The 20553-nt window shown below is 70.6% G+C and carries 19 protein-coding genes and 1 tRNA gene; 9 read left to right on the top strand and 11 right to left on the bottom strand.

Annotation, left to right across the window (positions count from 1 at the left end; genetic code table 11):
- Positions 1 to 6: 6 nt before the first annotated feature.
- Together grpE and dnaK are read right to left on the bottom strand one after the other, a co-directional pair.
- Complete coding sequence (gene grpE, locus ACIPPS_RS20925; protein WP_401434066.1) at positions 7 to 648, bottom strand: nucleotide exchange factor GrpE; 642 nt, start codon at positions 646 to 648, stop codon at positions 7 to 9.
- Positions 648 to 2501 (bottom strand): molecular chaperone DnaK, encoded by a 1854-nt coding sequence (gene dnaK / locus ACIPPS_RS20920; protein WP_401434064.1) that lies wholly within the window; start codon positions 2499 to 2501, stop codon positions 648 to 650. The genes grpE and dnaK overlap by 1 nt, the downstream gene beginning before the upstream one ends.
- 263 nt (positions 2502 to 2764) lie before the next feature.
- On the opposite strand from dnaK, the gene ACIPPS_RS20915 reads away from it, so the two are divergent.
- The 3 genes from ACIPPS_RS20915 to ACIPPS_RS20905 all read left to right on the top strand — a co-directional run bounded on the left by ACIPPS_RS20915 (position 2765) and on the right by ACIPPS_RS20905 (position 6700).
- Complete coding sequence (locus ACIPPS_RS20915) at positions 2765 to 3262, top strand: sugar transferase (RefSeq protein WP_401434061.1); 498 nt, start codon at positions 2765 to 2767, stop codon at positions 3260 to 3262.
- 143 nt (positions 3263 to 3405) lie between these two features.
- Positions 3406 to 5661 (top strand): (Fe-S)-binding protein, encoded by a 2256-nt coding sequence (locus ACIPPS_RS20910; RefSeq protein WP_401434059.1) that lies wholly within the window; start codon positions 3406 to 3408, stop codon positions 5659 to 5661.
- A gap of 181 nt (positions 5662 to 5842) precedes the next feature.
- Positions 5843 to 6700 carry a Yip1 family protein gene (locus ACIPPS_RS20905; protein WP_401434057.1) on the top strand — a complete coding sequence of 286 codons (858 nt, stop codon included), beginning with the start codon at positions 5843 to 5845 and terminating at the stop codon, positions 6698 to 6700.
- Positions 6701 to 6793: 93 nt separating this feature from the next.
- Here the strand turns inward: ACIPPS_RS20905 and ACIPPS_RS20900 are convergent, their stop codons facing one another.
- Positions 6794 to 7291: a phosphoribosyltransferase gene (locus tag ACIPPS_RS20900; protein WP_383222495.1), complete on the bottom strand. Its 498-nt coding sequence runs from the start codon at positions 7289 to 7291 to the stop codon at positions 6794 to 6796.
- Between the two features lie 5 nt (positions 7292 to 7296).
- Positions 7297 to 7872 (bottom strand): dCTP deaminase, encoded by a 576-nt coding sequence (gene dcd / locus ACIPPS_RS20895; RefSeq protein WP_188271020.1) that lies wholly within the window; start codon positions 7870 to 7872, stop codon positions 7297 to 7299.
- 393 nt (positions 7873 to 8265) lie between these two features.
- Here dcd and ACIPPS_RS20890 point away from each other — a divergent pair.
- The 4 genes from ACIPPS_RS20890 (at position 8266) to ACIPPS_RS20875 (ending at position 11966) form a co-directional block, all read left to right on the top strand.
- Positions 8266 to 8339: transfer RNA gene (locus tag ACIPPS_RS20890), tRNA-Gly, on the top strand.
- A gap of 980 nt (positions 8340 to 9319) precedes the next feature.
- The gene (locus tag ACIPPS_RS20885) at positions 9320 to 9865 is read left to right on the top strand and encodes an EF-hand domain-containing protein (RefSeq protein WP_401434053.1); all 546 of its coding nucleotides are present in this window, start codon (positions 9320 to 9322) and stop codon (positions 9863 to 9865) included.
- Positions 9843 to 10457, top strand: a complete 615-nt coding sequence (locus ACIPPS_RS20880; RefSeq protein ID WP_401434050.1) for a DUF6875 domain-containing protein — start codon at positions 9843 to 9845, stop codon at positions 10455 to 10457. Before ACIPPS_RS20885 ends, ACIPPS_RS20880 begins: the two co-directional genes overlap by 23 nt.
- A 3-nt stretch (positions 10458 to 10460) precedes the next feature.
- Positions 10461 to 11966: a pyridoxal-dependent decarboxylase gene (locus ACIPPS_RS20875; RefSeq protein WP_401434048.1), complete on the top strand. Its 1506-nt coding sequence runs from the start codon at positions 10461 to 10463 to the stop codon at positions 11964 to 11966.
- Positions 11967 to 12056: 90 nt separating this feature from the next.
- Here ACIPPS_RS20875 and gcvH read toward each other — a convergent pair whose 3' ends face one another.
- The 7 genes from gcvH to ACIPPS_RS20840 all read right to left on the bottom strand — a co-directional run bounded on the left by gcvH (position 12057) and on the right by ACIPPS_RS20840 (position 18061).
- Positions 12057 to 12443, bottom strand: coding sequence for a glycine cleavage system protein GcvH (gene gcvH, locus ACIPPS_RS20870; protein ID WP_401434044.1), 387 nt, complete (start codon positions 12441 to 12443; stop codon positions 12057 to 12059).
- A gap of 272 nt (positions 12444 to 12715) precedes the next feature.
- Positions 12716 to 13060 carry a hypothetical protein gene (locus tag ACIPPS_RS20865; RefSeq protein WP_401434041.1) on the bottom strand — a complete coding sequence of 115 codons (345 nt, stop codon included), beginning with the start codon at positions 13058 to 13060 and terminating at the stop codon, positions 12716 to 12718.
- A gap of 392 nt (positions 13061 to 13452) precedes the next feature.
- Positions 13453 to 14253 carry a hypothetical protein gene (locus ACIPPS_RS20860; protein ID WP_401434039.1) on the bottom strand — a complete coding sequence of 267 codons (801 nt, stop codon included), beginning with the start codon at positions 14251 to 14253 and terminating at the stop codon, positions 13453 to 13455.
- A 225-nt stretch (positions 14254 to 14478) separates the two neighbouring features.
- The gene (locus ACIPPS_RS20855) at positions 14479 to 15153 is read right to left on the bottom strand and encodes a phytanoyl-CoA dioxygenase family protein (protein WP_401434036.1); all 675 of its coding nucleotides are present in this window, start codon (positions 15151 to 15153) and stop codon (positions 14479 to 14481) included.
- A 351-nt stretch (positions 15154 to 15504) separates the two neighbouring features.
- Positions 15505 to 15765, bottom strand: a complete 261-nt coding sequence (locus ACIPPS_RS20850) for a DUF6243 family protein (RefSeq protein ID WP_401434034.1) — start codon at positions 15763 to 15765, stop codon at positions 15505 to 15507.
- A 155-nt stretch (positions 15766 to 15920) separates the two neighbouring features.
- Positions 15921 to 17342 (bottom strand): ATP-binding protein, encoded by a 1422-nt coding sequence (locus ACIPPS_RS20845; RefSeq protein ID WP_401434031.1) that lies wholly within the window; start codon positions 17340 to 17342, stop codon positions 15921 to 15923.
- The gene (locus ACIPPS_RS20840) at positions 17339 to 18061 is read right to left on the bottom strand and encodes a response regulator transcription factor (protein WP_401434028.1); all 723 of its coding nucleotides are present in this window, start codon (positions 18059 to 18061) and stop codon (positions 17339 to 17341) included. Before ACIPPS_RS20840 ends, ACIPPS_RS20845 begins: the two co-directional genes overlap by 4 nt.
- A 75-nt stretch (positions 18062 to 18136) precedes the next feature.
- On the opposite strand from ACIPPS_RS20840, the gene ACIPPS_RS20835 reads away from it, so the two are divergent.
- Positions 18137 to 19273, top strand: coding sequence for a UDP-N-acetylglucosamine--N-acetylmuramyl-(pentapeptide) pyrophosphoryl-undecaprenol N-acetylglucosamine transferase (locus ACIPPS_RS20835; protein WP_401434026.1), 1137 nt, complete (start codon positions 18137 to 18139; stop codon positions 19271 to 19273).
- Positions 19270 to 20499 carry a GDP-mannose 4,6-dehydratase gene (locus tag ACIPPS_RS20830; protein WP_401434024.1) on the top strand — a complete coding sequence of 410 codons (1230 nt, stop codon included), beginning with the start codon at positions 19270 to 19272 and terminating at the stop codon, positions 20497 to 20499. Before ACIPPS_RS20835 ends, ACIPPS_RS20830 begins: the two co-directional genes overlap by 4 nt.
- Positions 20500 to 20553: the final 54 nt, after the last annotated feature.

Here is a 20553-nt window from a genome sequence, read left to right as displayed (position 1 = left end):
TTCGCGCTAGCCCTCTTCGGGGCCACCGCTCTCCTCGTCTGCCGACTTCTCTTCCTTCGCGGCCGGCGTCGCCCCGGGCTGGGGCTCGGCCACCGCCACGCGCGCGGGCCGGATGGTCCGCTCGCCGATCCGGTACCCCGGCTGCAGGATCGCCACGCAGGTCGTCTCGGTGACGTCCGGCGCGTAACTGTGCATCAGGGCCTCGTGGATCGTCGGGTCGAAGGGCTCGCCCTCCTTGCCGAACTGCTGCAGACCCATCTTGGCGACGACGGTCTCCAGCGATTCGGCGACCGACTTGAACCCGCCCACGAGCTCGCCGTGGTCACGGGCCCGGCCGACGTCGTCGAGCACGGGCAGCAGCTCCGTCAGGAGGCCCGCGATCGCGATCTCCTTGACGGTGACCCGGTCACGCTCCACCCGTCGGCGGTAGTTCTGGTATTCGGCCTGGAGCCGCTGGAGGTCCGCGGTGCGCTCACCGAGCGCGCTGCGGAGCTGGTCCAGCTGCGCCGTCAGGCCGGCCGTCTGTGCGGCGTCCCCGGCCGGGACCGCCGAGCCCTCCTCGGAGGGGGTCTCGGCGGCTTCGGCGGCGTCGTCGGCGCCGGAGGGGACGTCGGGCTTCTCCTCGAAGCCCGGGGTCTCCTCCGTCATCAGGCAGCGCCGCCCTTCGCGTCCCCGGGCTTCTCGTCGTCGACGATCTCCGCGTCGACGACGTCGTCGTCGGCCTTGGCCTCGCCCTGCGGGGCCTCGCCGCCGGCGGCCTGCGCGGCCTGGGCGTCGGCGTACATGGCCTGGCCGAGCTTCTGGGAGACGGCCGCGACCTTCTCGGTGGCCGTACGGATCTCCGCGGTGTCCTCGCCCTTGAGCTTCTCCTTCAGCTCGGCGACGGCGGTCTCGACCTCGGTCTTGACCTCACCGGGGACCTTGTCCTCGTTGTCCTTGAGGAACTTCTCCGTCTGGTAGACGAGCTGCTCGCCCTGGTTGCGGGACTCGGCGGCCTCGCGGCGACGGTGGTCCTCGTCCGCGTACTGCTCGGCCTCCTGGCGCATCCGGTCGACCTCGTCCTTCGGCAGCGAGGAGCCACCGGTGACGGTCATCTTCTGCTCCTTGCCCGTGCCCAGGTCCTTCGCGGTCACGTGCATGATGCCGTTGGCGTCGATGTCGAAGGCGACCTCGATCTGCGGGACGCCACGCGGGGCCGGCGGCAGACCCGTCAGCTCGAACATGCCGAGCTTCTTGTTGTACGCCGCGATCTCGCGCTCGCCCTGGTAGACCTGGATCTGCACCGACGGCTGGTTGTCCTCGGCCGTCGTGAAGATCTCGGACCGCTTGGTCGGGATCGTGGTGTTGCGCTCGATGAGCTTGGTCATGATGCCGCCCTTGGTCTCGATACCAAGCGACAGCGGGGTCACGTCGAGGAGCAGGACGTCCTTGACCTCACCCTTGAGCACACCGGCCTGCAGGGCGGCGCCGATGGCGACGACCTCGTCCGGGTTCACGCCCTTGTTGGCCTCCTGGCCACCGGTCAGCTCCTTGACGAGCTCGGCGACGGCCGGCATACGGGTGGAGCCACCGACGAGAACGACGTGGTCGATCTCGGAGAGCTGGATGCCCGCGTCCTTGATGACGTTGTGGAACGGCGTCTTGCAGCGCTCCAGAAGGTCGGCCGTCAGCTGCTGGAACTGCGCCCGGGTGAGCTTCTCCTCCAGGTGCAGCGGACCCTCGGCGGAGGCGGTGATGTACGGCAGGTTGATCGACGTCTCGGTGGAGGACGACAGCTCGATCTTCGCCTTCTCCGCGGCCTCGCGGAGACGCTGGAGAGCCATCTTGTCCTTGGCCAGGTCGACGCCGTGGCCGTTGGCGAACTGCTTCACCAGGTAGTCGACGACGCGCTGGTCCCAGTCGTCACCACCGAGGTGGTTGTCACCGTTGGTGGCCTTCACCTCGACGACGCCGTCACCGATCTCCAGGAGCGACACGTCGAAGGTGCCGCCACCGAGGTCGAAGACGAGGATCGTCTGGTCGTCCTTGTCCAGGCCGTACGCCAGGGCGGCCGCGGTCGGCTCGTTGACGATGCGCAGGACGTTGAGGCCCGCGATCTCACCGGCCTCCTTGGTGGCCTGACGCTCGGAGTCGTTGAAGTACGCCGGGACGGTGATGACCGCGTCGACGACCTTCTCGCCCAGGTACGCCTCGGCGTCGCGCTTCAGCTTCTGCAGGATGAAGGCGCTCATCTGCTGCGGGTTGAAGTTCTTGCCGTCGATCTCGATCTTCCAGTCGGTGCCCATGTGGCGCTTGACCGACCGGATGGTCCTGTCGACGTTGGTGACCGCCTGGCGCTTGGCGACCTCGCCGACCAGCACCTCACCGTTCTTCGCGAAGGCGACGACGGACGGCGTGGTCCTGGCGCCCTCGGCGTTGGTGATGACGGTGGGCTCGCCGCCTTCCAGAACGCTGACGACGGAGTTAGTCGTGCCCAGGTCGATGCCGACCGCACGTGCCATTTCAATTCCTCCAGCTGACTGACTTGAGTGGATCTGACTCAAGGATGCACGACGACGCCGAGTGCGTCAACAGACCTGAGCGGAGGCGACTCAACTCTTCGCCCTGAGAGGCGCTCAAAGGGCCGCCGATGGCGCGTCATTGCCCGATGTGGACCCCTCACCCGTGAGAGAGTCCGGGAAACCCCTGCCGGGCAAAGCGGGAGTACCGGGCATATCCCACGAATATCCCATGAACGTCACTCGAAAGGGTGTGGGGAAGCGTCATGACGGCCAAGCGCGCACTCGACCTCTTCGGCGGACTCGCCCTGCTGGCCGTCCTCTCCCCCCTGCTCGCCGCCGTCGCCCTCTCCCTCGCACTCGCGACGGCCGGCGCGGGCGGGGTGCTGCGCCGCCGCACCGTCGCGGGCCGGGGCGGGCGGGCCTTCACCATGTGCACGTTCCGCACGAAGAGCCCGCTGGCCGGACTGCCGCTGCTGCTGCACGTCGTACGGGGGGAGATGTCCCTGGTCGGCCCGTGCCCGCTCACGCCCGGGCACCGCGAGTGCGTCGGCGAGTCCCGCCGCCGGCTCTCGGTGCGGCCCGGCATGACCGGGCTGTGGCAGATCAGCGGCCGGTCGGAGCTGCCCTGGGAGGAGCGCGAGCTGCTCGATCTCCACTATGTGGACCATCACTGGCTCGGAATGGACCTGGCCATCCTGGCGCGTACGCTTCCAGCAGTCCGCAGGCGTCGCGCGGTACGGCCCTCGGCAAGGCTTGCCTGAGCGACACAGATCACCGCAGGCGCCGCTACAGGGCGGCGCCGTGAGGCGGTAATCTCAGCACGGACTGAATAAGTTACCGCTTAGTAGTGCCACACTCGACGGTGTCGGCACTCCGCCTCGCAGGCCCGCCCGAGGAGCCCCTCATGCAACTCGCCGCGATCATCGTGTCGATCGCCATCACGGTGGTGGCCGTCGCGCTGTTCGGCCGCGCCACCGCGCAGATCTACCGCTTCGTGAAGCTCGGTCAGCCCGTGCCCGCGGGCACGCGCACCGGCGATCCCAAGCAGCGCACCATCACGCTGGTCAAGGAGTTCCTCGGCCACACGCGGATGAACCGCTGGGGCGTCGTCGGCGTGGCGCACTGGTTCGTGGCGGTGGGCTTCTTCTCGCTGCTGCTGACGATCGTCAACGCCTTCGGCCAGCTCTTCCAGGCCGACTGGCTGATCCCGATCATCGGCGACTGGCTGCCGTACGAGATCTTCACCGAGTTCCTCGGTCTGATGACGGTCCTGGGCATCGTGACCCTGATCGTGATCCGGCAGCTCAGCAAGCCGACCAAGGCGGGCCGCAAGTCGCGCTTCGCGGGTTCGAAGACCGGCCAGGCGTACTTCGTCGAGGCCGTCATCCTCATCGTCGGCCTCTGCATCATGACGCTGCGGGCGCTCGAAGGCGTCCAGCACCACGTGACGAGCTGGGAGCCCGGCTTCTTCGCCTCGTACCCGCTGATCGCGCTGCTCGACGGGCTCGACCTGGGGACGATCCAGCAGCTCACGTACGCCGTCGCGGCGCTCAAGATCATCACGTCCTTCACCTGGATGATCACGGTCTCGCTCAACACCAACATGGGTGTGGCCTGGCACCGCTTCCTCGGCTTCCCGAACATCTGGTTCAAGCGGAACGCCGACGGCTCCACCGCGCTGGGCGCGCTCCAGCCGATGACGACGGGCGGCCAGGAGATCGACTGGGAGGACCCGGCCGAGGACGCCGTCTTCGGTGTCTCCCAGGTCGAGCAGTTCTCCTGGAAGGGCATCCTCGACTTCTCCACCTGCACCGAGTGCGGCCGCTGCCAGTCGCAGTGCCCCGCCTGGAACACGGGCAAGCCGCTCTCCCCCAAGCTGCTGATCATGTCGCTGCGCGACCACGCGCACGCCAAGGCGCCGTACCTGCTCGCGGGCGGCGGCAAGGACATGGAGGGCGAGGAGAAGGCGTCGGCCGAGGCCCTCGCCGACGTCCCGGCGTCCGCCCTCGCGGAGGCCGAGCGTCCGCTGATCGGCACCGCCGAGGAGAACGGCGTCATCGACCCGGACGTCCTGTGGTCCTGCACCACCTGCGGCGCCTGTGTCGAGCAGTGCCCGGTCGACATCGAGCACATCGACCACATCGTCGACATGCGCCGCTACCAGGTGATGATCGAGTCCGCCTTCCCCTCGGAGGCCGGCACGATGCTCAAGAACCTGGAGAAGAAGGGCAACCCCTGGGGCCTGGCGAAGAAGCAGCGCGTCGAGTGGACCAAGGAGGTCGACTTCGAGGTCCCGATCGTCGGCAAGGACGTCGAGGACCTCACCGAGGTCGACTACCTGTACTGGGTCGGCTGCGCGGGCGCCCTGGAGGACCGGGCCAAGAAGACGACGAAGGCCTTCGCCGAGCTGCTGCACATGGCGGGCGTCTCGTTCGCCATCATGGGCGGCGAGGAGAAGTGCACCGGCGACTCGCCGCGCCGCCTCGGCAACGAGCCGCTCTTCCAGCAGCTGGGCCAGGAGAACGTCGCGATGCTGAACATGGCGTTCGGCGAGGACGACGAGGACGAGTCGACCCGTAAGCCCAAGTCGGCGAAGAAGATCGTCGCGACCTGCCCGCACTGCTTCAACACGATCGCGAACGAGTACCCGCAGCTGGGCGGCGAGTTCGAGGTCATCCACCACACGCAGCTGCTCCAGCACCTCATCGACGAGGGCAGGCTGATCCCGGTGACGCCGGTCGACGGTCTGATCACGTACCACGACCCCTGCTACCTGGGCCGCCACAACAAGGTCTACACGCCGCCGCGCGAGATCATGTCCGCCGTCCCGGGCCTGCGCCAGCAGGAGATGCACCGCCACAAGGAGCGCGGCTTCTGCTGCGGCGCCGGCGGCGCGCGGATGTGGATGGAGGAGCGGATCGGCAAGCGCATCAACAACGAGCGCGTCGACGAGGCCCTGTCCCTCAATCCGGACATCGTCTCCACCGCCTGCCCGTTCTGCCTGGTCATGCTGACCGACTCGGTCAACGGCAAGAAGAACGAGGGCAAGGCGAAGGAGTCCGTGCAGGTCGTGGACGTGGCGCAGCTGCTGCTCGACTCGGTGAAGACGAAGCCGGAGGACGCCCAGGCGGACGAGCCGGAACCGGTGTCGGCCGAGTAGCGGTATCGCGTACGCAGGAAGAGGCCGCCCCGCGCGCATGCAGCGGGGCGGCCTTCTGGCGTCACGGGCCCCCGGGAGGGCCCCGACGCCTCCCCCCGGGCCCCCTAGGGGATGTCACAGCTCAGTGGCAGCTCAGGGGCGGAGGCGCGGAGTCGCAGCGGGAACGGGTACGTTCGATGACGTGGCTGGATTCAGGAACGGACGCGGCCGGGACAACCGCCCCCCGCAACAACAACCGCAGCAGGCGCCGTACGGGTACAACGCGGCCCCGCCGCCCCACCCGCAGCAGCAGTGGCCGCAGCAGGCCCCGCAGCAGGGCGGCGGCGGTTACGGGGAGCCGGAGTACTTCGGGGACCCGCACGGAGCGCAGCAGCAGCACCACCCGCAGCAGCACTACGCGGCGAACACGCCGGGGCACACGCAGATGTTCAGCGTGAACGAGGACCCCTACGGCGACGCGGCGACGTACGACGCGCGTACCGCCGCCGCCCCGTCGGGCCCGCGGCTGCCCTGGAAGGCCCTGCTGAGCGGCATCGTGCTCCGCCCGGGCCCGACGTTCCTGCAGATGCGGGACCACGCGGTGTGGGGCCCGGCGCTGACCGTCACGTTCCTCTACGGCCTGCTGGCGATCTTCGGCTTCGACAAGGCGCGCGAAGAGGCGATCAACGCGACGCTGTCGACGGCGATCCCGTACGTCCTGATGACGGGCGTGGGCTTCGTCGTGGCCGGCCTGATCCTGGGCGCGGTGACGCACACGCTGGCCCGCCAGCTCGGCGGCAGCGGCTCCTGGCAGCCGACGGTGGGCCTGTCGATGCTGATCATGTCGATCACGGACGCGCCCCGGCTGCTCTTCGCGCTCTTCCTGGGCGGCGAGAACGGCCTGGTGCAGATCCTCGGCTGGCTGACCTGGCTGGCGGCGGGCGCGCTGTTCACGATGATGGTGAGCCGCTCGCACGACCTGCCGTGGCCGAAGGCGCTGGGCGCGTCGGCGATCCAGCTGGTGGCACTGCTTTCGCTGATCAAGCTGGGCATGCTGTAGGGCACCCCGTAAGGGGCACCCCGTAAAGGCCCGTACGGAGAAGGCCCCCAGCCGCAGGACGCGGCTGGGGGCCTTCTCGTGGATCCGGGAGGGTCAGGCGTCGAGGACCTGGCCCTCGCGGCGGACGACGGGCGGCTCGACGGACCAGGGGAAGTTGATCCACTCGTCGGTCTTCTTCCACACGTACTCGCACTTCACGAGGGAGTGCGACTTCTCGTAGACGACGGCGGAGCGGACCTCGGCGACGTGGTCGACGCAGAAGTCGTGGACCAGCTTGAGCGTCTTGCCGGTGTCGGCGACGTCGTCGGCGATCAGCACCTTCTTGTCGCTGAAGTCGATGGCGTTCGGGACGGGCGCGAGCATGACGGGCATCTCGAGCGTGGTCCCGACCCCGGTGTAGAACTCCACGTTGACCAGGTGGATGTTCTTGCAGTCGAGGGCGTAGGCCAGGCCGCCGGCGACGAAGACACCGCCGCGCGCGATGGAGAGCACGATGTCGGGCTCGTAGCCGTCGTCGGCGATGGTCTGCGCGAGCTCGCGGATCGCGCGCCCGAAGCCCTCGTAGGTGAGGTTCTCCCGTACGTCACTCATTGCCGTCACACCTGGGTCCGATGGAAGTTCAGGAAGGAACGGGAGGCGGTCGGTCCACGCTGGCCCTGGTACCTGGACCCGTACCGCTCGCTCCCGTAGGGGAACTCGGCGGGCGAGCTGAGCCGGAACAGGCACAGCTGGCCGATCTTCATTCCCGGCCACAGCTTGATGGGAAGGGTGGCGAGGTTCGACAGCTCCAGGGTCACGTGCCCCGAGAAGCCGGGGTCGATGAACCCGGCGGTGGAGTGCGTGACGAGCCCGAGCCGTCCGAGGGAGCTCTTGCCCTCCAGCCGCGACGCGATGTCGTCGGGGAGGCTGATGACCTCGTAGGTCGAGGCGAGCACGAACTCACCGGGGTGGAGGATGAACGCCTCGTCGCCCTCCGGCTCGACCTCGCGCGTCAGGTCGAGCTGCTCGACGGCGGGGTCGATGTGGGGGTAGCGGTGGTTCTCGAACACCCGGAAGAAGCGGTCAAGCCTCACGTCGATGCTCGAGGGCTGCACCATGGATTCGTCGTACGGGTCGATACGCACCCGTCCGGCATCGATCTCGGCCCGGATGTCCTTGTCTGAGAGAAGCACGCCCCCACGATACGCAGAGGGCGCGGACCTGCCCCAATCGGGCAGACTCCGCGCCTGTGCCGCCATCAGCGCTGCTCGAGCTCCACGGGCACCGCATGCCGCAACCGCGCACACCGCGGACACCGCACGAGCCGCCCTGGCCCGATCCGCCCGGCCCCGAGCTGCTGCAACGGGAACGAGGCAGTACTGAACACGTGCCCTTCGGCACAACGGACGACGGTGCGCTTCATCGAACCCATCAAGTCCCTTCCCCGACAAGTGGTGGACGAGAGAGCCACATTAGGGGATGAACGGGACAGGCCTCCAGGCGGCACTCCGTCCCGGAGTCACCCGTCACACCTGGCGGATGGGGTACAGTGTCCGAGTCTGCGGTACTGATCAACAGGCCGCGATGCGGATGTAGTTTAATGGTAGAACATGAGCTTCCCAAGCTTATAGCGCGGGTTCGATTCCCGTCATCCGCTCCACGACAAAGCCCCAGGTCAGCGACCTGGGGCTTGTTTGTTGTCTAGACCTCTCGGGGTCAGCGTGCCATTCGCTTGCCATAAGTGCCGTAACGGGTCATCGGATTGAGCCTGAACGCGCAACCGGCGACCACTCGGCGTCGAGCGCTTTCGCATACCGAGACGCGCAGGGAGTGATCCGCGTCATCTCGCTCGTGCGCCGCTGGGCGGAGTCGGAAGCGAGGGTGAAGGCGATCCTGCGTGGACCCGCCCCGAAGGACGGAGCCCTTCTCGCGACCGTCCTCGACGCCCCCTGCTCGCGGTCATCGCCGCCCAGCCGGCCGAGTCGCCGCGCCGCCGGCAGGAGTACACCCTGCGCCGACCCTTCCCGAGCCGGCTGACCAGATTCTCGCGGAGTCCGAATGACACCGCCTTCGCCCGCGAAGCCCACGCCGGGCTCTCACCCGAAGCCCGTACGTTGACGTTCTCACCCTTGCGGGCGGCGATTCCGGTGACGGTCAGGCCGTCCGCGCTCTGTTCATGGAGGACGACCGTGCGGTGGGCGGACTGGAAGGCGTCCGCGCCACCGGAATCCTTCCCGGAGGAGAAGGTGAAACCCGGGGCGACGGCGTCGCGGAAGGCGGCGGCGTCCTGGTCCACGAGAGCCGTGACGAAAGCGCGCACGGCGGGCTGGGTCAATTCCTTGGGAGTGATCACCCACCAACCCCGTCAGCTACACACTACGACCATGGATCCACGCACGATGCGCGGCCCGAAATGAATTCAAGCGCGTCCGAAACCGCAAGCGCGCCCGTCTCCGCCTGCGGGGGCGCCGATCGCCAGGAGCGGCCAGGTCGCCGGAGCGAGGCAATGGATCACCGACCACCGAGATGTGACCATCCGGCGGTACACACGGAGCGCACTCAACTGACTACCATGCGTCAGAACTTACGGACCGGTTCCGCCCGATCCGGCCCGCTTCCCGGCTGGCTCTGGAGGTTGCCATGACCCTGTTGGACAGCGACGTCTACGGAAGGAAGCTGGCGGCTCGGTTCGCCACGTTCGATCTCGACCACGACGGCACGATCACCGTCGGCGACCTTGAGGCGATGGCTCGCCGGATTCTGGAGCGGTACGAGCTGTCCGAGGCGTCCGCCAAGGGCAAGGCGCTGATGGCCGGTGCCCGTCACTACTTCGCGGGGCTCGCCGAGGCGGCCGACACCGACGACGACGGAGTGCTGACCCGCGAGGAGTTCATCGGAGCGGCGGGTTCCCGGCTGCGGGGCAACCCTGACGGCTTCACCGACGTCATCCGGCCGTGGGCCGAGGCAGTCGTGGCCGTCGCGGACGTGGACGGCGACGGAAGGGTGGACCTGGCCGAGTGGACGCGCATGCTGCGCGCCATGGGTGCCACCGAGGCAGGGGCGCCGGTGCAGGCGAGGCGCGTCGACACCGACGGCGACGGTGCGGTCAGCGTCGATGAAGTCGTCGCGTCCGCGGTGAGCTTCTACATCAGCGACGAACCCCATGACGAGTTCGGTGAAGGCTGACCGGTGGTGTGCCCCGCGGCCCCTGGGCGGTTGCCCGGGGGCCGCGGCCGTGGACGGCTCGTGGCGAGTCCTCGAGGAGTGGGTACGCGATTACCTGTGCCGCCCGCACCCCGACCTCGGCCGTCGCGGACCGGTCTGCCCGTACACCCGGCGCGCCATGGAGCAAGGGGCGCTGTACGGCGTGCTGTGGCCCCACCCCGTGGGTGGTCCTCAGGACATGACCATGGTCATGCAGCCCTACGTACAGTGGTTCGAACGTCGTTGTGGGGAGGCGTCCGATCACGCCCTGCTGGTGGGTTTTCCGGCTCTGCCGGCGCGCGAGTGGGCCCCCGTCATCGAGGGCGCCCAGCGGCTCCTGAAGCCCTCCCTGGTGCGGCAGGGGCTGATGATCGGCGAGTTCCACGACGGTCCGCCGTCCGCCCCCGGCGTGCGCAACCCGGCCTTCCGTCCGCTGAGCAGCCCGTTGCCGCTGCTGGCGCTGCGGCGCATGGTCCGCTCCGACGGCGTCTTCCTCGCCGATGATCCTGAGCACCGGGCCGCGTACCGTGCCCGCTTCCCTCACGCTCTGCCCTACCCGCGCACCACGGAGTGACCCATGGACCTTCCCGGCGGATCCGCCCCCTCAGGCGTCGACACCAGCGTCCCGACGCCACGGTCGGCGGACGGCATGGAGGCCGGCGCCCGTCACATGTCGGCGGACGAGTTCCGGCACTGGGGTCACCTCGCGGTCGACTGGATCGCCGCCTACTGGGAGGGACTGCCCGACCGTCCCGTGACGCCACCGGTCACCCCCGGTCAGATCGCCGACCGCCTGCCGCCCCAAGCCCCCGCGACGGGCGAGGAGTTCGAGTCGCTCCTGGAGGACTTCGACCGGCTGATCGTGCCGGGCCTGGCGCATTGGCAGCACCCGGGCTTCCTCGGGTTCTTCCCCATGACCACCTCGGGACCGGCGGTGCTGGCGCAGATGCTCACCGCCGGCCTGAACACCCAGGGCATGACCTGGGCCACCAGTCCGGCCGCCACCGAGCTCGAACAGCGCGTCATGGACTGGCTGGCCGATCTGATGGGGCTGCCGGACCGCTTCGGCGGCGGCGGAGTCATCCAGGACACCGCGTCGTCGGCCATGGTGGTCGCGCTGGCCGCTGCCCTGTGGCGCCGCGCCGGTGACCGGTGGCGCGACCACGGAAGCGGCTCCCGCTACACCGTCTACACATCGACCGAGGCCAACTGCTCGGCGCTGAAGGCCGCCCGCCTGTGCGGCCTGGGAGACCTCCAGTTGCGCCACCTCGACGTCGACCCGCACACGCGGGCGCTGCGGCCGGACGGGCTGCGGCGGGCGATCGAGGCCGACCTCTCCGCGGGGCTGGTGCCGGTCGCCGTGATCGCGACGATCGGGACCACGTCCACCACCGCGATCGACCCACTGCCGGCCATCGGCGACATCTGCCGGGACCACGACCTGTGGCTGCACGTCGACGGCGCCTACGCGGGCGTCGCCGCGATCTGCCGGGAAATGCGCTGGATCAACAGCGGCCTCGAACACGCCGACAGCTACAGCGTCAACACGCACAAGTGGCTGCTCACGGGGTTCGAGTGCAGCCCCATGTGGTTCGCCGACCCCACAGTGGTCACCCAGGCACTGAACACGGCCCCAAGCTATCTGCGTGACGTCACGGACGACGCACGAAAGGCGCCCGACTACCGGGACTGGCAGGTCCCCCTCGGTCACCCCTTCCGGGCGCTGAAGCTGTGGTTCACCCTGCGCTGGTACGGAGCCGAGGGCCTGCGCGCCCACCTGCGCCAGGGCATCGAACACGCCCGTCTGTTCGCGGAGATGGTCCGAGGGGACGAGCGGTTCGAAGTCGCCGCCCCGCACCCGTTCGGACTCGTCTGCTTCCGTCTGCGCGCGGACGACGCGGCCAACGCCCTTCTTCTGCGACGACTCAACGCCACCGGCGACCTGTTCCTCAGCAGTACGGAGGTAGCCGGACGCTTCACCCTCCGCCTGGCCGCGGGCGGCACCGCCACCACCGAGGACCACATCCGTCACGCATGGGACCGCATCCGCACCGAGGCCACCGACCTCGGGCAGGGCGGGTGACCGGACGTACCAACGCGCCACGAAGACGGTCCGCCCCTCGTGGCAGATGCCTGGAGGGGCGGGCCGACGGCGAGTCCACCGACCGCCGTGTCACTCCTCGGGGGTGATGTACGCCTCGTACTGCTGCGCGGTCATCAGCTTGTCCACGGCAGCACTGTCACGACACCTGATCTCGATGAGCCAACCGTCGCCGTACGGTTCCTCGTTGAGCAGCTCCGGAGAGTCCTTCGCGGCGTCGTTCACCCGGACCACCTCGCCAGTCACGGGCATGTACAACGAGTTCCACGCCTTGACCGACTCCACGGCGCCGAACTCCTCCCCCGCGTCGAGGCTCTTGCCGAGCTGCGGAGCCTCGAAGAAGACGATGTCGCCGAGCTGCTTCTGAGCGTGATCCGTGATGCCGACGCGTGCGGTGGACCCGTTCAGGCGAATCCACTCGTGATCGTCGGTGTAGCGCAGGTCGGTGGGGTTGTCCATCGGGTCGTTCTCCTTCGGGTACGGGGTGCCTGACGGCCCGACGGCGACGCGGGCGCTGTCCGTGCTCGTTGCAACGACCGAGTACGGGAAAGGTGCCGACGGCCTGCCCCTCCCCGCGGACCCGGCGCCCAGCCCTCACGGCGTGGAACCTCGGTCATGGCGGAAGAGGGCCGAATCGCCGTCGCTCACGAGAGTGCGGTGGGGCGAGTTCCCGCTCGGAGCACGGCCCGGGAAGGTCCGGGGCGCGACCGCGCCCCGGACCTGGCGGCTCGTCAGCCGAAGACGACGGACCGCACCTTCAGACGTTCCGAGGCCCCGCCGGTGTGCGGGCGGAGGGTGAAGGAGTCGCCTTGGCAGCCGGGCTCGGTGAAGACCGTCGCATAGGCGTCGGTGCGGTTCTTCGGCGAATGGCCGGGTTCGGGATTCTCCTGGCCGACGCCGGGGAGATTCAGGCACTCACCGCTGGCCGGGTCGTTCAGGAAGCCGGTCGCCTCATAGCCCTCGACGGTCACGTAGTCGTAGCGGAACTGCCCCGAAGCGGCGGAAGCAGAGGCAGGGACAGCGGCGAGGAGCAGCGCGGCACCGAGAACGGCGGTGAAGGCGGAGCGAAGACGCATCAACGGGTCTTTCTGCTGGTGGGAGGGTTGCCGTGGCCATCTCTGCCCGGTCATCGGGCTCGCATCCCTGCATGACACGCATGGATGAAGGCGAAACGATCTTGCATTCCTCCGAACGGCTTCCGGCCCTGCCGAGCCTGGCGCCGGTCAGGTCGTGCGCCGGTTGCCCTCGGCGCCGGCACGGCCCCTTCGTTCGACGCCGGTGCGGTGCAGGTTCGCCCCCGTCTCCGCACCCCACCCAGGCCGCGTGCACAACGTGCCAGTAGGGCCGGTGAGCTTATAGCGCGGGTTCGATTCCCGTCATCCGCTCTTGAACGAAGCCCCAGGTCGATGACCTGGGGCTTCGTCGTTGTCCGGAGGCGGCAGGGCTCCGGGCGGCGCGGGCGCGGGCGTCAGACGGTGCGGCGGTTGCCCTCGTTGTCGCACGGCAGGTCGGCGGCCGTGTGATGGGCGAGAAAGTCGCGGGTGGCCTGGCGTTCGACCTCGGTGATGGCGGTGGGCTGGACGTCGATGATGCCGCCGAAGGGGCGGTCCACGTCGCGGATGATGCACAGCGTGGCGGTGAGGAGCGCGGTGATGACGACGAGAGTGATGATCTGTCCGCGGTTGTTGCGGCGGGGGATGCACGTCCCGAGGGCCATCACGGTGATCACCAGCGTCGCGAGCAAGAACCAGAGGATCGCGCTGGGGATGCTCGCGGTGGCCTGGGTCAGGCGCTCCTCGCGCTCCTCCGACCGCTTGTTGTCGGCGGCCACGAGCATGCCGAAGACCGGCTTGCCCTCCACCTCGCGGAAGACCCGGCGGAAGTCGGTGGACCAGACACTGGGAGCTGCCGAGCCCTTGCCGTCGGCCATGGCCGGCCACTCCTGGAGGCGTACGGCACGGGCGTAGCAGACGGCGTCCGCCTGGACCTCCGCCCGCTGCGCCGCGGGCGCGTACTCGGCAGCCTCGACGAGCTGGTCGACGGCCCGGGCCTCACCGCGCGAGGCGACCTCGGCCTTGCCGTACGAACCGTTGGCGGTGACCAGGACGAAGGCGAGGAGCAGCACGGTCAGGGTGAGGAGGGGGCCGACCAGGTCCTTCACGGCCATGCCTGTGTCGTCGTCCTCGTTGAGGAGGCGTGGCCGCAGCCAGCGGTTGGCGGCGAGGCCGGCGAGCAGGGCCAGTACGGCGACGACGATCACGAGGATCACGGACGGACACCTTCCGGGTGGGATGCGGGGAAGCCCCGGCGTACGGGGCGCCGGGATCATGTCCCGCACGCACACCACCCGGAACAGCGGAAACGTCACCTCGCCCCCGAACGAGCGACTCCCTTGCGCCGGAGAGCCCCCGCGCCCGGGCCGCGCCCCGGCGGGGCGGTGCCGCCGAACCGGACCGCTCTCCGCCGGCCCGCGTCGACCCGACCGAGCGGCACCTCAGTCGTAGAGGAGGGACGCGGACGAGGTGGTCGCGCCCTGCCGACCGGGCGTCGTGTACGCGAAGTTGAGCACCGTACGCCGGACCCCCGGGCGCCCGAGCGGGGTGACACGGTGGGCGGTGGTGTCGCTGCGCAGCAGATAACCGTCGCCGGGGCGGTGGTGCACGCGCCGGGCGCCGGGCGCGTCGAGGGCGTCGAGGTCGCCACGGCCGGGGTGGAACTCCAGCAGTCCGCCGTCGGCGGCATGCGGCGGGGCCTCGAGGAAGAGAACGAGAGCGAGCGGGTAGTCGTCGGTGTGCGCACCGTGGGTGTCCCCCGGCCGGTGCAGGACGTTCAGAACGTGGCGTTCGACGGGGTCGTGCACGGCGACGACCGCCTCACCCAGCAGCGAGGAGAGCAGCCGCATCAGATCCCGGTCCTCGTAGAGACGGGTGATGACCGGTGAAGCGTGCGCGATCCTGTGACCGCCGAGCGTGGTCATGTGCCGGGGGCTGTCCGCCATGCAGGGCATGCGGAAGTCGCGCCGCGCCGCATCGGTCTCCAGCCGACGCGCTTCCGCGGCGAGCGTCGCGAGGCCGGCGGGGCTGACGAGCCGGGGCAGGGTGACGTATCCGTCGTCGGCGAACCGACGGCGCAGCGACTCCCGACGTGCGGGGAGGGGCAAGGAGAACACGGCCGATGCATCCCTCACGGCCGCGGAGGGCAAACCCACCTCGCCCTGTCCGACCGCATACAGATGGCGCGGGGCCCCTGAAAGACGTCCGTGGACGCGTGCCCCGGAGGTCATCGGGACTCCGGGGCCGCGTGCCCCGGAGGTCAGCGGGATACCGGCTCCAGCCAGGGGACGCAGGCCACGGTGGTTCTCGAGACCTGCTTCGAGCGGCCGCTGTCGCCGCTGACCGCTGACCGCTGACCGCTGACCGCTGGCCGCTGGCCGCTGACCGCCCGAGCCTGGAGCGCGGGTTCGATTCCCGTCATCCGCGCTTGGACGAAGGCCCCGGTCAGTGACCGGGGCCTTCGTGCGTCAGCTCTGCGCGGTGTCGCCGTCGCCCGTCGGCGCCGTGTCGTCGGCCGGCCGCGTCGTGTCGTCGGTCGGCTGCGTGGTGGCTTCGGCCGCGCGGGTCTTCTCGCGCATCTTGCGCACCAGTTCGGCCTTCTGGTCGGCGGCGCCCTGGCGGTCGAGGTTGCGGTGCGGACCGTTGTTCTGCCGTTCGGCGCGGGACAGCTTCTTGCGCTGGCCGCCGCCCTGGCCCACGGGGTTGTTGATGTTCTTGCTGTCGGTCACGGGTTCTCCCGGTGGTGATGTGAAGTGATCTACGGATTCATCGGTGGGGACGGGCGCGGCGACGTCGAGGGACGTCAGCAGGGGCCCGTCACTCTCACTCGGGAATCGGCGTCTGGAAGAACATGACAACGACGGTACCCGGTTCCGTCGGCCCCTCACACCAGGCTTCTCGTCGCCCCCGCGTCGGCCGGGGGGAGCGTCAGGCGGAGGGTCGCGCCGGTGGGCGGGGTGTTTTCGGCGGTGAGGTCGGCCTGGTGGGCTCGGGCGATCTGGCGGGCCATCGCCAGGCCCAGGCCCGAACCGGGGAGGGCGCGGGCCGCGTCGGCTCGGTAGAAGCGGTCGAAGACGTACGGGAGGTCCTCCGGGGAGATGCCCGGGCCGTGGTCGCGTACCGACAGGTCCGTCGTCGTGAGGGTGATCTCGACCGGGGCGCCCGGAGGGCTGAACTTCGCCGCGTTGTCCAGGAGGTTCGTCAGCAGGCGGGAGAGGCGGGCCGGGACGCCCGGCAGCGTGTGGGTGCGGGCCGCGTCGTCCGTGTGGACCGTGAAGACGGTGCCGGCCCAGTGCGTGCGGGCCGCCGCGACCGCGTGGTCCACCAACTCCGCCAGCCGCACCTCCTCCACCAGGGGCTGCGGCTCCTCGTCCCTGGCCAGTTCGATCAGGTCGTTGACCAGGCCGGTCACCTCGCGGAGCTGACGGGTGAGCGCCCCGGCGGCCCGGTCGCGCTGCGCGTCCGTGAGGCGGTCGGCGCGGGCCAGCAGCTCGGCGTTGGTGCGCAGCGCGGTCAGCGGCGTCCGCAGCTCGTGCGAGGCGTCGGAGACCAGTCGGCGCTGGGCGGTGACCGACTGCTCCAACTCGTCCAGCATGGTGTTGAAGGTGATCGCCAGGCGCGTCACCTCGTCGTCGCGGTGCGAAGGGGAGGCCGGCGCCCCCGGCGGCAGCTCGATGCGGTGGCGCGCGTCGCGGGTGGCGGCGATGCGTTCCGCGGTCGCCGTCAGCCGGGCCACCGGCGCGAGCCCCGAGCGCGAGACCCACGAGCCGAGCCCGGCCGCCAGCAGCACGCCCGCCGCGCCGACCACGGTCAGCAGCCAGGTCGCCTGCCGCACGCCCTTCTCCACGCTGTCCGCGAGCAGGGCCACCTGGAGCGCCCGGCCGTCGCCGAACGTCGTGGTGAGCATCCGGGCGGGATGACCGAAGAGCGTGATGTTGGTGTAGTACGGCGCGCGCGTACCCGCCGCGACCTCCCGCGCCGGCCGGGAGACCGGCAGCAGATAGCGGTCGGCGTCGCCCGCCGGATCCGCCGGGACGACCTGCGCGCAGGCGGGCGCCGACAGGAAGCGGCACTCGCCCGCCAGGACACCGGGCGCCTCGCCCCGGCTCTGCTGGGTCACCCGGGTCGCCGACTGCGTGAGGCTGAGGTCGAGTTGGTGGTACAGCTCGTAGCGGACGACGAAGAACGCCGCCGTGCAGACGATCAGGGCGACCGCCGCCACCGCCGACGCCGTCGCGACCGCCAGGCGCGTACGCAGCGGGCGGCGCCGCCGCCACCGGGCACCGAGGCGCCGCCGGGCGCTCACGCCTCGTCCAGGCGGTAGCCGATGCCGTGCACCGTCTGCACGAGACGCGACTCGCCACCCGCCTCCAGCTTGCGGCGCAGATACCCCACGTACACCGCGAGGGAGTTGGACTCGGGCCCGAAGTCCTGGCCCCATACCCGCTCCAGGATCAGCTCGCGCGGCAGCACCTGGCCCGGGTGGCGCAGCAGCAGCTCCAGCAGCGCGAACTCGGTACGGCTGAACTCCAGCGGCCGCCCCGCCCTGCTGCCTGTCCGCGTCGCCGGGTCCACCACCAGGTCCGCGAAGGCCAGCCGCTCGTCGGTCCCGTCCGCCAGGCCCGGTTCCGGCGCGAACCGCCGCAGCAGCGCCCGTACCCGCGCCGTCAGCTCGTCCAGCGCGAAGGGCTTCACCAGGTAGTCGTCGGCCCCCGCGTCGAGCCCGTCGACCCGCTCGCTGACCGAGCCGAGCGCGGTCAGCACGATCACCGGCGTACGGTCGCCCAGCGCGCGCAGCCTGCGGCACACGGCGAGCCCGTCCAGGACCGGCATCATCACGTCCAGCACGAGCGCGTCCGGCTGCCACGCCGCCACCTCCGAGAGCGCGGCGAGGCCGTCGGCCGCCTCCCGCACCGCGTACCCCTCGACGGCCAGGCCGTCGGCCACGGCGGCACGTACCTCCGGCTCGTCGTCGACCACCAGGATCCTCGTCGGCTTCCCTGCCACGCCCCTCGCTGCGTCCATGAGGCGAAGACTGCCAAACCCGCCCCCCGGAATCTCTTAGAAGCTTCTTAGCCCGCCCCGCGAGTGTTCCGACCCATGCGCACACCACTGTCAGTCGTGATCGGTGCGGGCGGCACCGGCGGCCACATCTACCCGGGGCTCGCGCTCGCCGAGGCACTGCGCCGGGCCGACCCGGACGCCGTGATCTCCTTCGTCGGTACGACGAGAGGCCTCGAAGGCGAGCTGATACCGGCCGCCGGGTACCGCCTCCACACCGTCGACATGATCCCCTTCGACCCGGCGCTCGGCGCCAGGCGCTACCTCCTGCCCGCCGCGCTCCTGAAGTCCGGCGCCCAGTGCCGCGCCATCCTGCGCGATCAGCGGGCGCAGGTCGCCGTCGGTATGGGCGGCTACCCGAGCGCGCCCGTCATCCTCGGGGCCAGGCTCGCCGGACTGCCGAGCCTGATCCACGAGTCCAACGCCGTCCCCGGCCGGGCCAACCAGTTCGCCGCCCGGCTCACTCCGCACGTCGCCGTCGCCTTCGACACCGGCCACCTGGCGGGCGCGGCCACCACCGGCATGCCGATCGCCGCCGCGCTCGCCGCGCTCGGCTCGCTGCCCGGGCCGGGCCGCGCCGCGCTGCGCGCCGAGGCCCGGAGCGCCCTGGGCGTGCCCGAGGGGGCCAGGCTCGTCCTGTTCAACGGCGGCAGCCTGGGCGCGGCCCGGCTCACCGAGGCCGCCGTCGGGCTCTCGCACCGCTGGGCGAACCGCGCGGACGTGCACCTCCTCGTGAAGACGGGCCCCTCCGCGCTCGACACGACGGCCCGACGCCTCGGCCCCGGCGCGCGGGCGGTCGCCTACCTCGACCGGATGGACCTCGCCTACGCCGCCGCCGACCTGGTGGTGTGCCGCGCGGGCTCGGCCACCGTCGCGGAGCTGGCCACGGTCGGCGTGCCCGCCGTGCTCGTCCCGTATCCGCACGCCCCCGGCGACCACCAGACCCACAACGCGCGCGTGCTCACCGACGCGGGCGCGGGCCTGCTGCTCGCCGACGCCGACACCACGGCCGACCGGCTCGCGGCCCTCGTCGAGCCGCTCCTCACCGACCCGGCGCGCCTCGCCGTGATGGCGCGCGCCGCGGATCCGGGCCCGCACGCCCGCGCCGCCGAACTCCTCGCGGAGCGGGTCGTGGACCTCGCCTCGCACCCGTACGAAAGGCAGACCGCAGCATGACCACCGGCATCCCCACCAGCACGGCCACCACACCCGGCGCGAACGCGCCCGTGCCCACCGAACCCGCCGTCCCCACGGACCCTGCCGTCCCCACGGACCCTGCCGTCCCCACGGACCCTGCCGTCTCCACCGACCCTGCCGTCCCCACCGACCCTGCCGTCCCCACCGACCCTGCCGTCCCCACCGACGTCGCCTCCAGCGCCTTCACGGTCGGGGCCCCGTCGTCCGCCCCCGCGCCGCTCGACTGGAACGGCCGTACCGTCCTCGTCACCGGCGCCGAGGGTTTCATCGGGTCCACCCTGGTCGACCTCCTCGTGGCGCGGGGCGCCCGGGTCCGCGCCTTCGTCCACTACAAGCCGTACGCCGAGAAGGGCCACCTCGCCCGGCACATCGGTGGCGGTGACGTCGAGATGATCGCGGGCGACGTGCGCGACGCCGGGCGGGTCATGGACGCCGTCGCCGGCTGCGACACCGTCTTCCACCTGGCCGCGCTCATCGGCATCCCGTACAGCTACGACTCGCCGGGGGCGTACGTCCAGACGAACGTCGTCGGCACGGAGAACATCGCCGAGGCGTGCCGGCGCCACCAGGTCCGGCGCCTCGTCCACACCTCGACCAGCGAGGTCTACGGGACGGCCCGCACGGCCCCGATCGGCGAGGACCACCCGCTCCAGCCCCAGTCGCCGTACTCCGCCTCGAAGATCGGCGCGGACATGATGGCCCTGTCCCACTGGCACGCCTTCGAGCTGCCCGTCACGGTCGTACGGCCCTTCAACACCTACGGACCCCGCCAGTCCGCGCGCGCCGTGATCCCCACCATCCTCGCCCAACTCCACGCGGGCGCCCGGGAGATCAGGCTCGGCTCGCTCACGCCGACCCGCGACTTCACGTACGTCACGGACACCGCGCGCGGCTTCCTCGCGATGGCCGACTGCGACCGCGCGCTCGGCCACGTCGTCAATCTGGGGAGCGGTCAGGAGATCGCGATCGGCGACCTGGCGCGTCGGCTGATCGAGGCGTCGGGACGGGACGCGCGGGTGGTGGTCGACAAGGCCCGGCTGCGGCCGTCGGGCAGCGAGGTCGAGCGGCTTCTGTCCGACAACACGCGCGCCCGCGACTGGTCGGGCTGGCGGCCCGAGGTGGACCTGACGGAGGGGCTGAAGCAGACGTCGGACTGGGTGGCGGACCACCTCCACCTCTTCGCACCGGACCGCTACCAGGTCTGAGCCGCACGGGGGGCGGGTCGAGGCGGGCGCGGGGCGTGGGCTGCGCAGGGCGTG

This window comes from Streptomyces sp. NPDC090127, from assembly GCF_044746945.1.
GTDB lineage: Bacteria > Actinomycetota > Actinomycetes > Streptomycetales > Streptomycetaceae > Streptomyces.
Note: the sequence above shows the minus strand (reverse complement) of the source record. Positions and strands in the feature narration are given on the sequence as shown.

Bases quoted from the DNA above. Each gene is read 5' to 3' on its own strand.
- grpE (WP_401434066.1), bottom strand. From the start codon at position 648: ATGACGGAGGAGACCCCGGGCTTCGAGGAGAAGCCCGACGTCCCCTCC.
- dnaK (WP_401434064.1), bottom strand. From the start codon at position 2,501: ATGGCACGTGCGGTCGGCATCGACCTGGGCACGACTAACTCCGTCGTC.
- ACIPPS_RS20915 (WP_401434061.1), top strand. From the start codon at position 2,765: ATGACGGCCAAGCGCGCACTCGACCTCTTCGGCGGACTCGCCCTGCTG.
- ACIPPS_RS20910 (WP_401434059.1), top strand. From the start codon at position 3,406: ATGCAACTCGCCGCGATCATCGTGTCGATCGCCATCACGGTGGTGGCC.
- ACIPPS_RS20900 (WP_383222495.1), bottom strand. From the start codon at position 7,291: ATGAGTGACGTACGGGAGAACCTCACCTACGAGGGCTTCGGGCGCGCG.
- ACIPPS_RS20885 (WP_401434053.1), top strand. From the start codon at position 9,320: ATGACCCTGTTGGACAGCGACGTCTACGGAAGGAAGCTGGCGGCTCGG.
- ACIPPS_RS20880 (WP_401434050.1), top strand. From the start codon at position 9,843: ATGACGAGTTCGGTGAAGGCTGACCGGTGGTGTGCCCCGCGGCCCCTG.
- ACIPPS_RS20875 (WP_401434048.1), top strand. From the start codon at position 10,461: ATGGACCTTCCCGGCGGATCCGCCCCCTCAGGCGTCGACACCAGCGTC.
- gcvH (WP_401434044.1), bottom strand. From the start codon at position 12,443: ATGGACAACCCCACCGACCTGCGCTACACCGACGATCACGAGTGGATT.
- ACIPPS_RS20865 (WP_401434041.1), bottom strand. From the start codon at position 13,060: ATGCGTCTTCGCTCCGCCTTCACCGCCGTTCTCGGTGCCGCGCTGCTC.
- ACIPPS_RS20840 (WP_401434028.1), bottom strand. From the start codon at position 18,061: ATGGACGCAGCGAGGGGCGTGGCAGGGAAGCCGACGAGGATCCTGGTG.
- ACIPPS_RS20835 (WP_401434026.1), top strand. From the start codon at position 18,137: ATGCGCACACCACTGTCAGTCGTGATCGGTGCGGGCGGCACCGGCGGC.
- ACIPPS_RS20830 (WP_401434024.1), top strand. From the start codon at position 19,270: ATGACCACCGGCATCCCCACCAGCACGGCCACCACACCCGGCGCGAAC.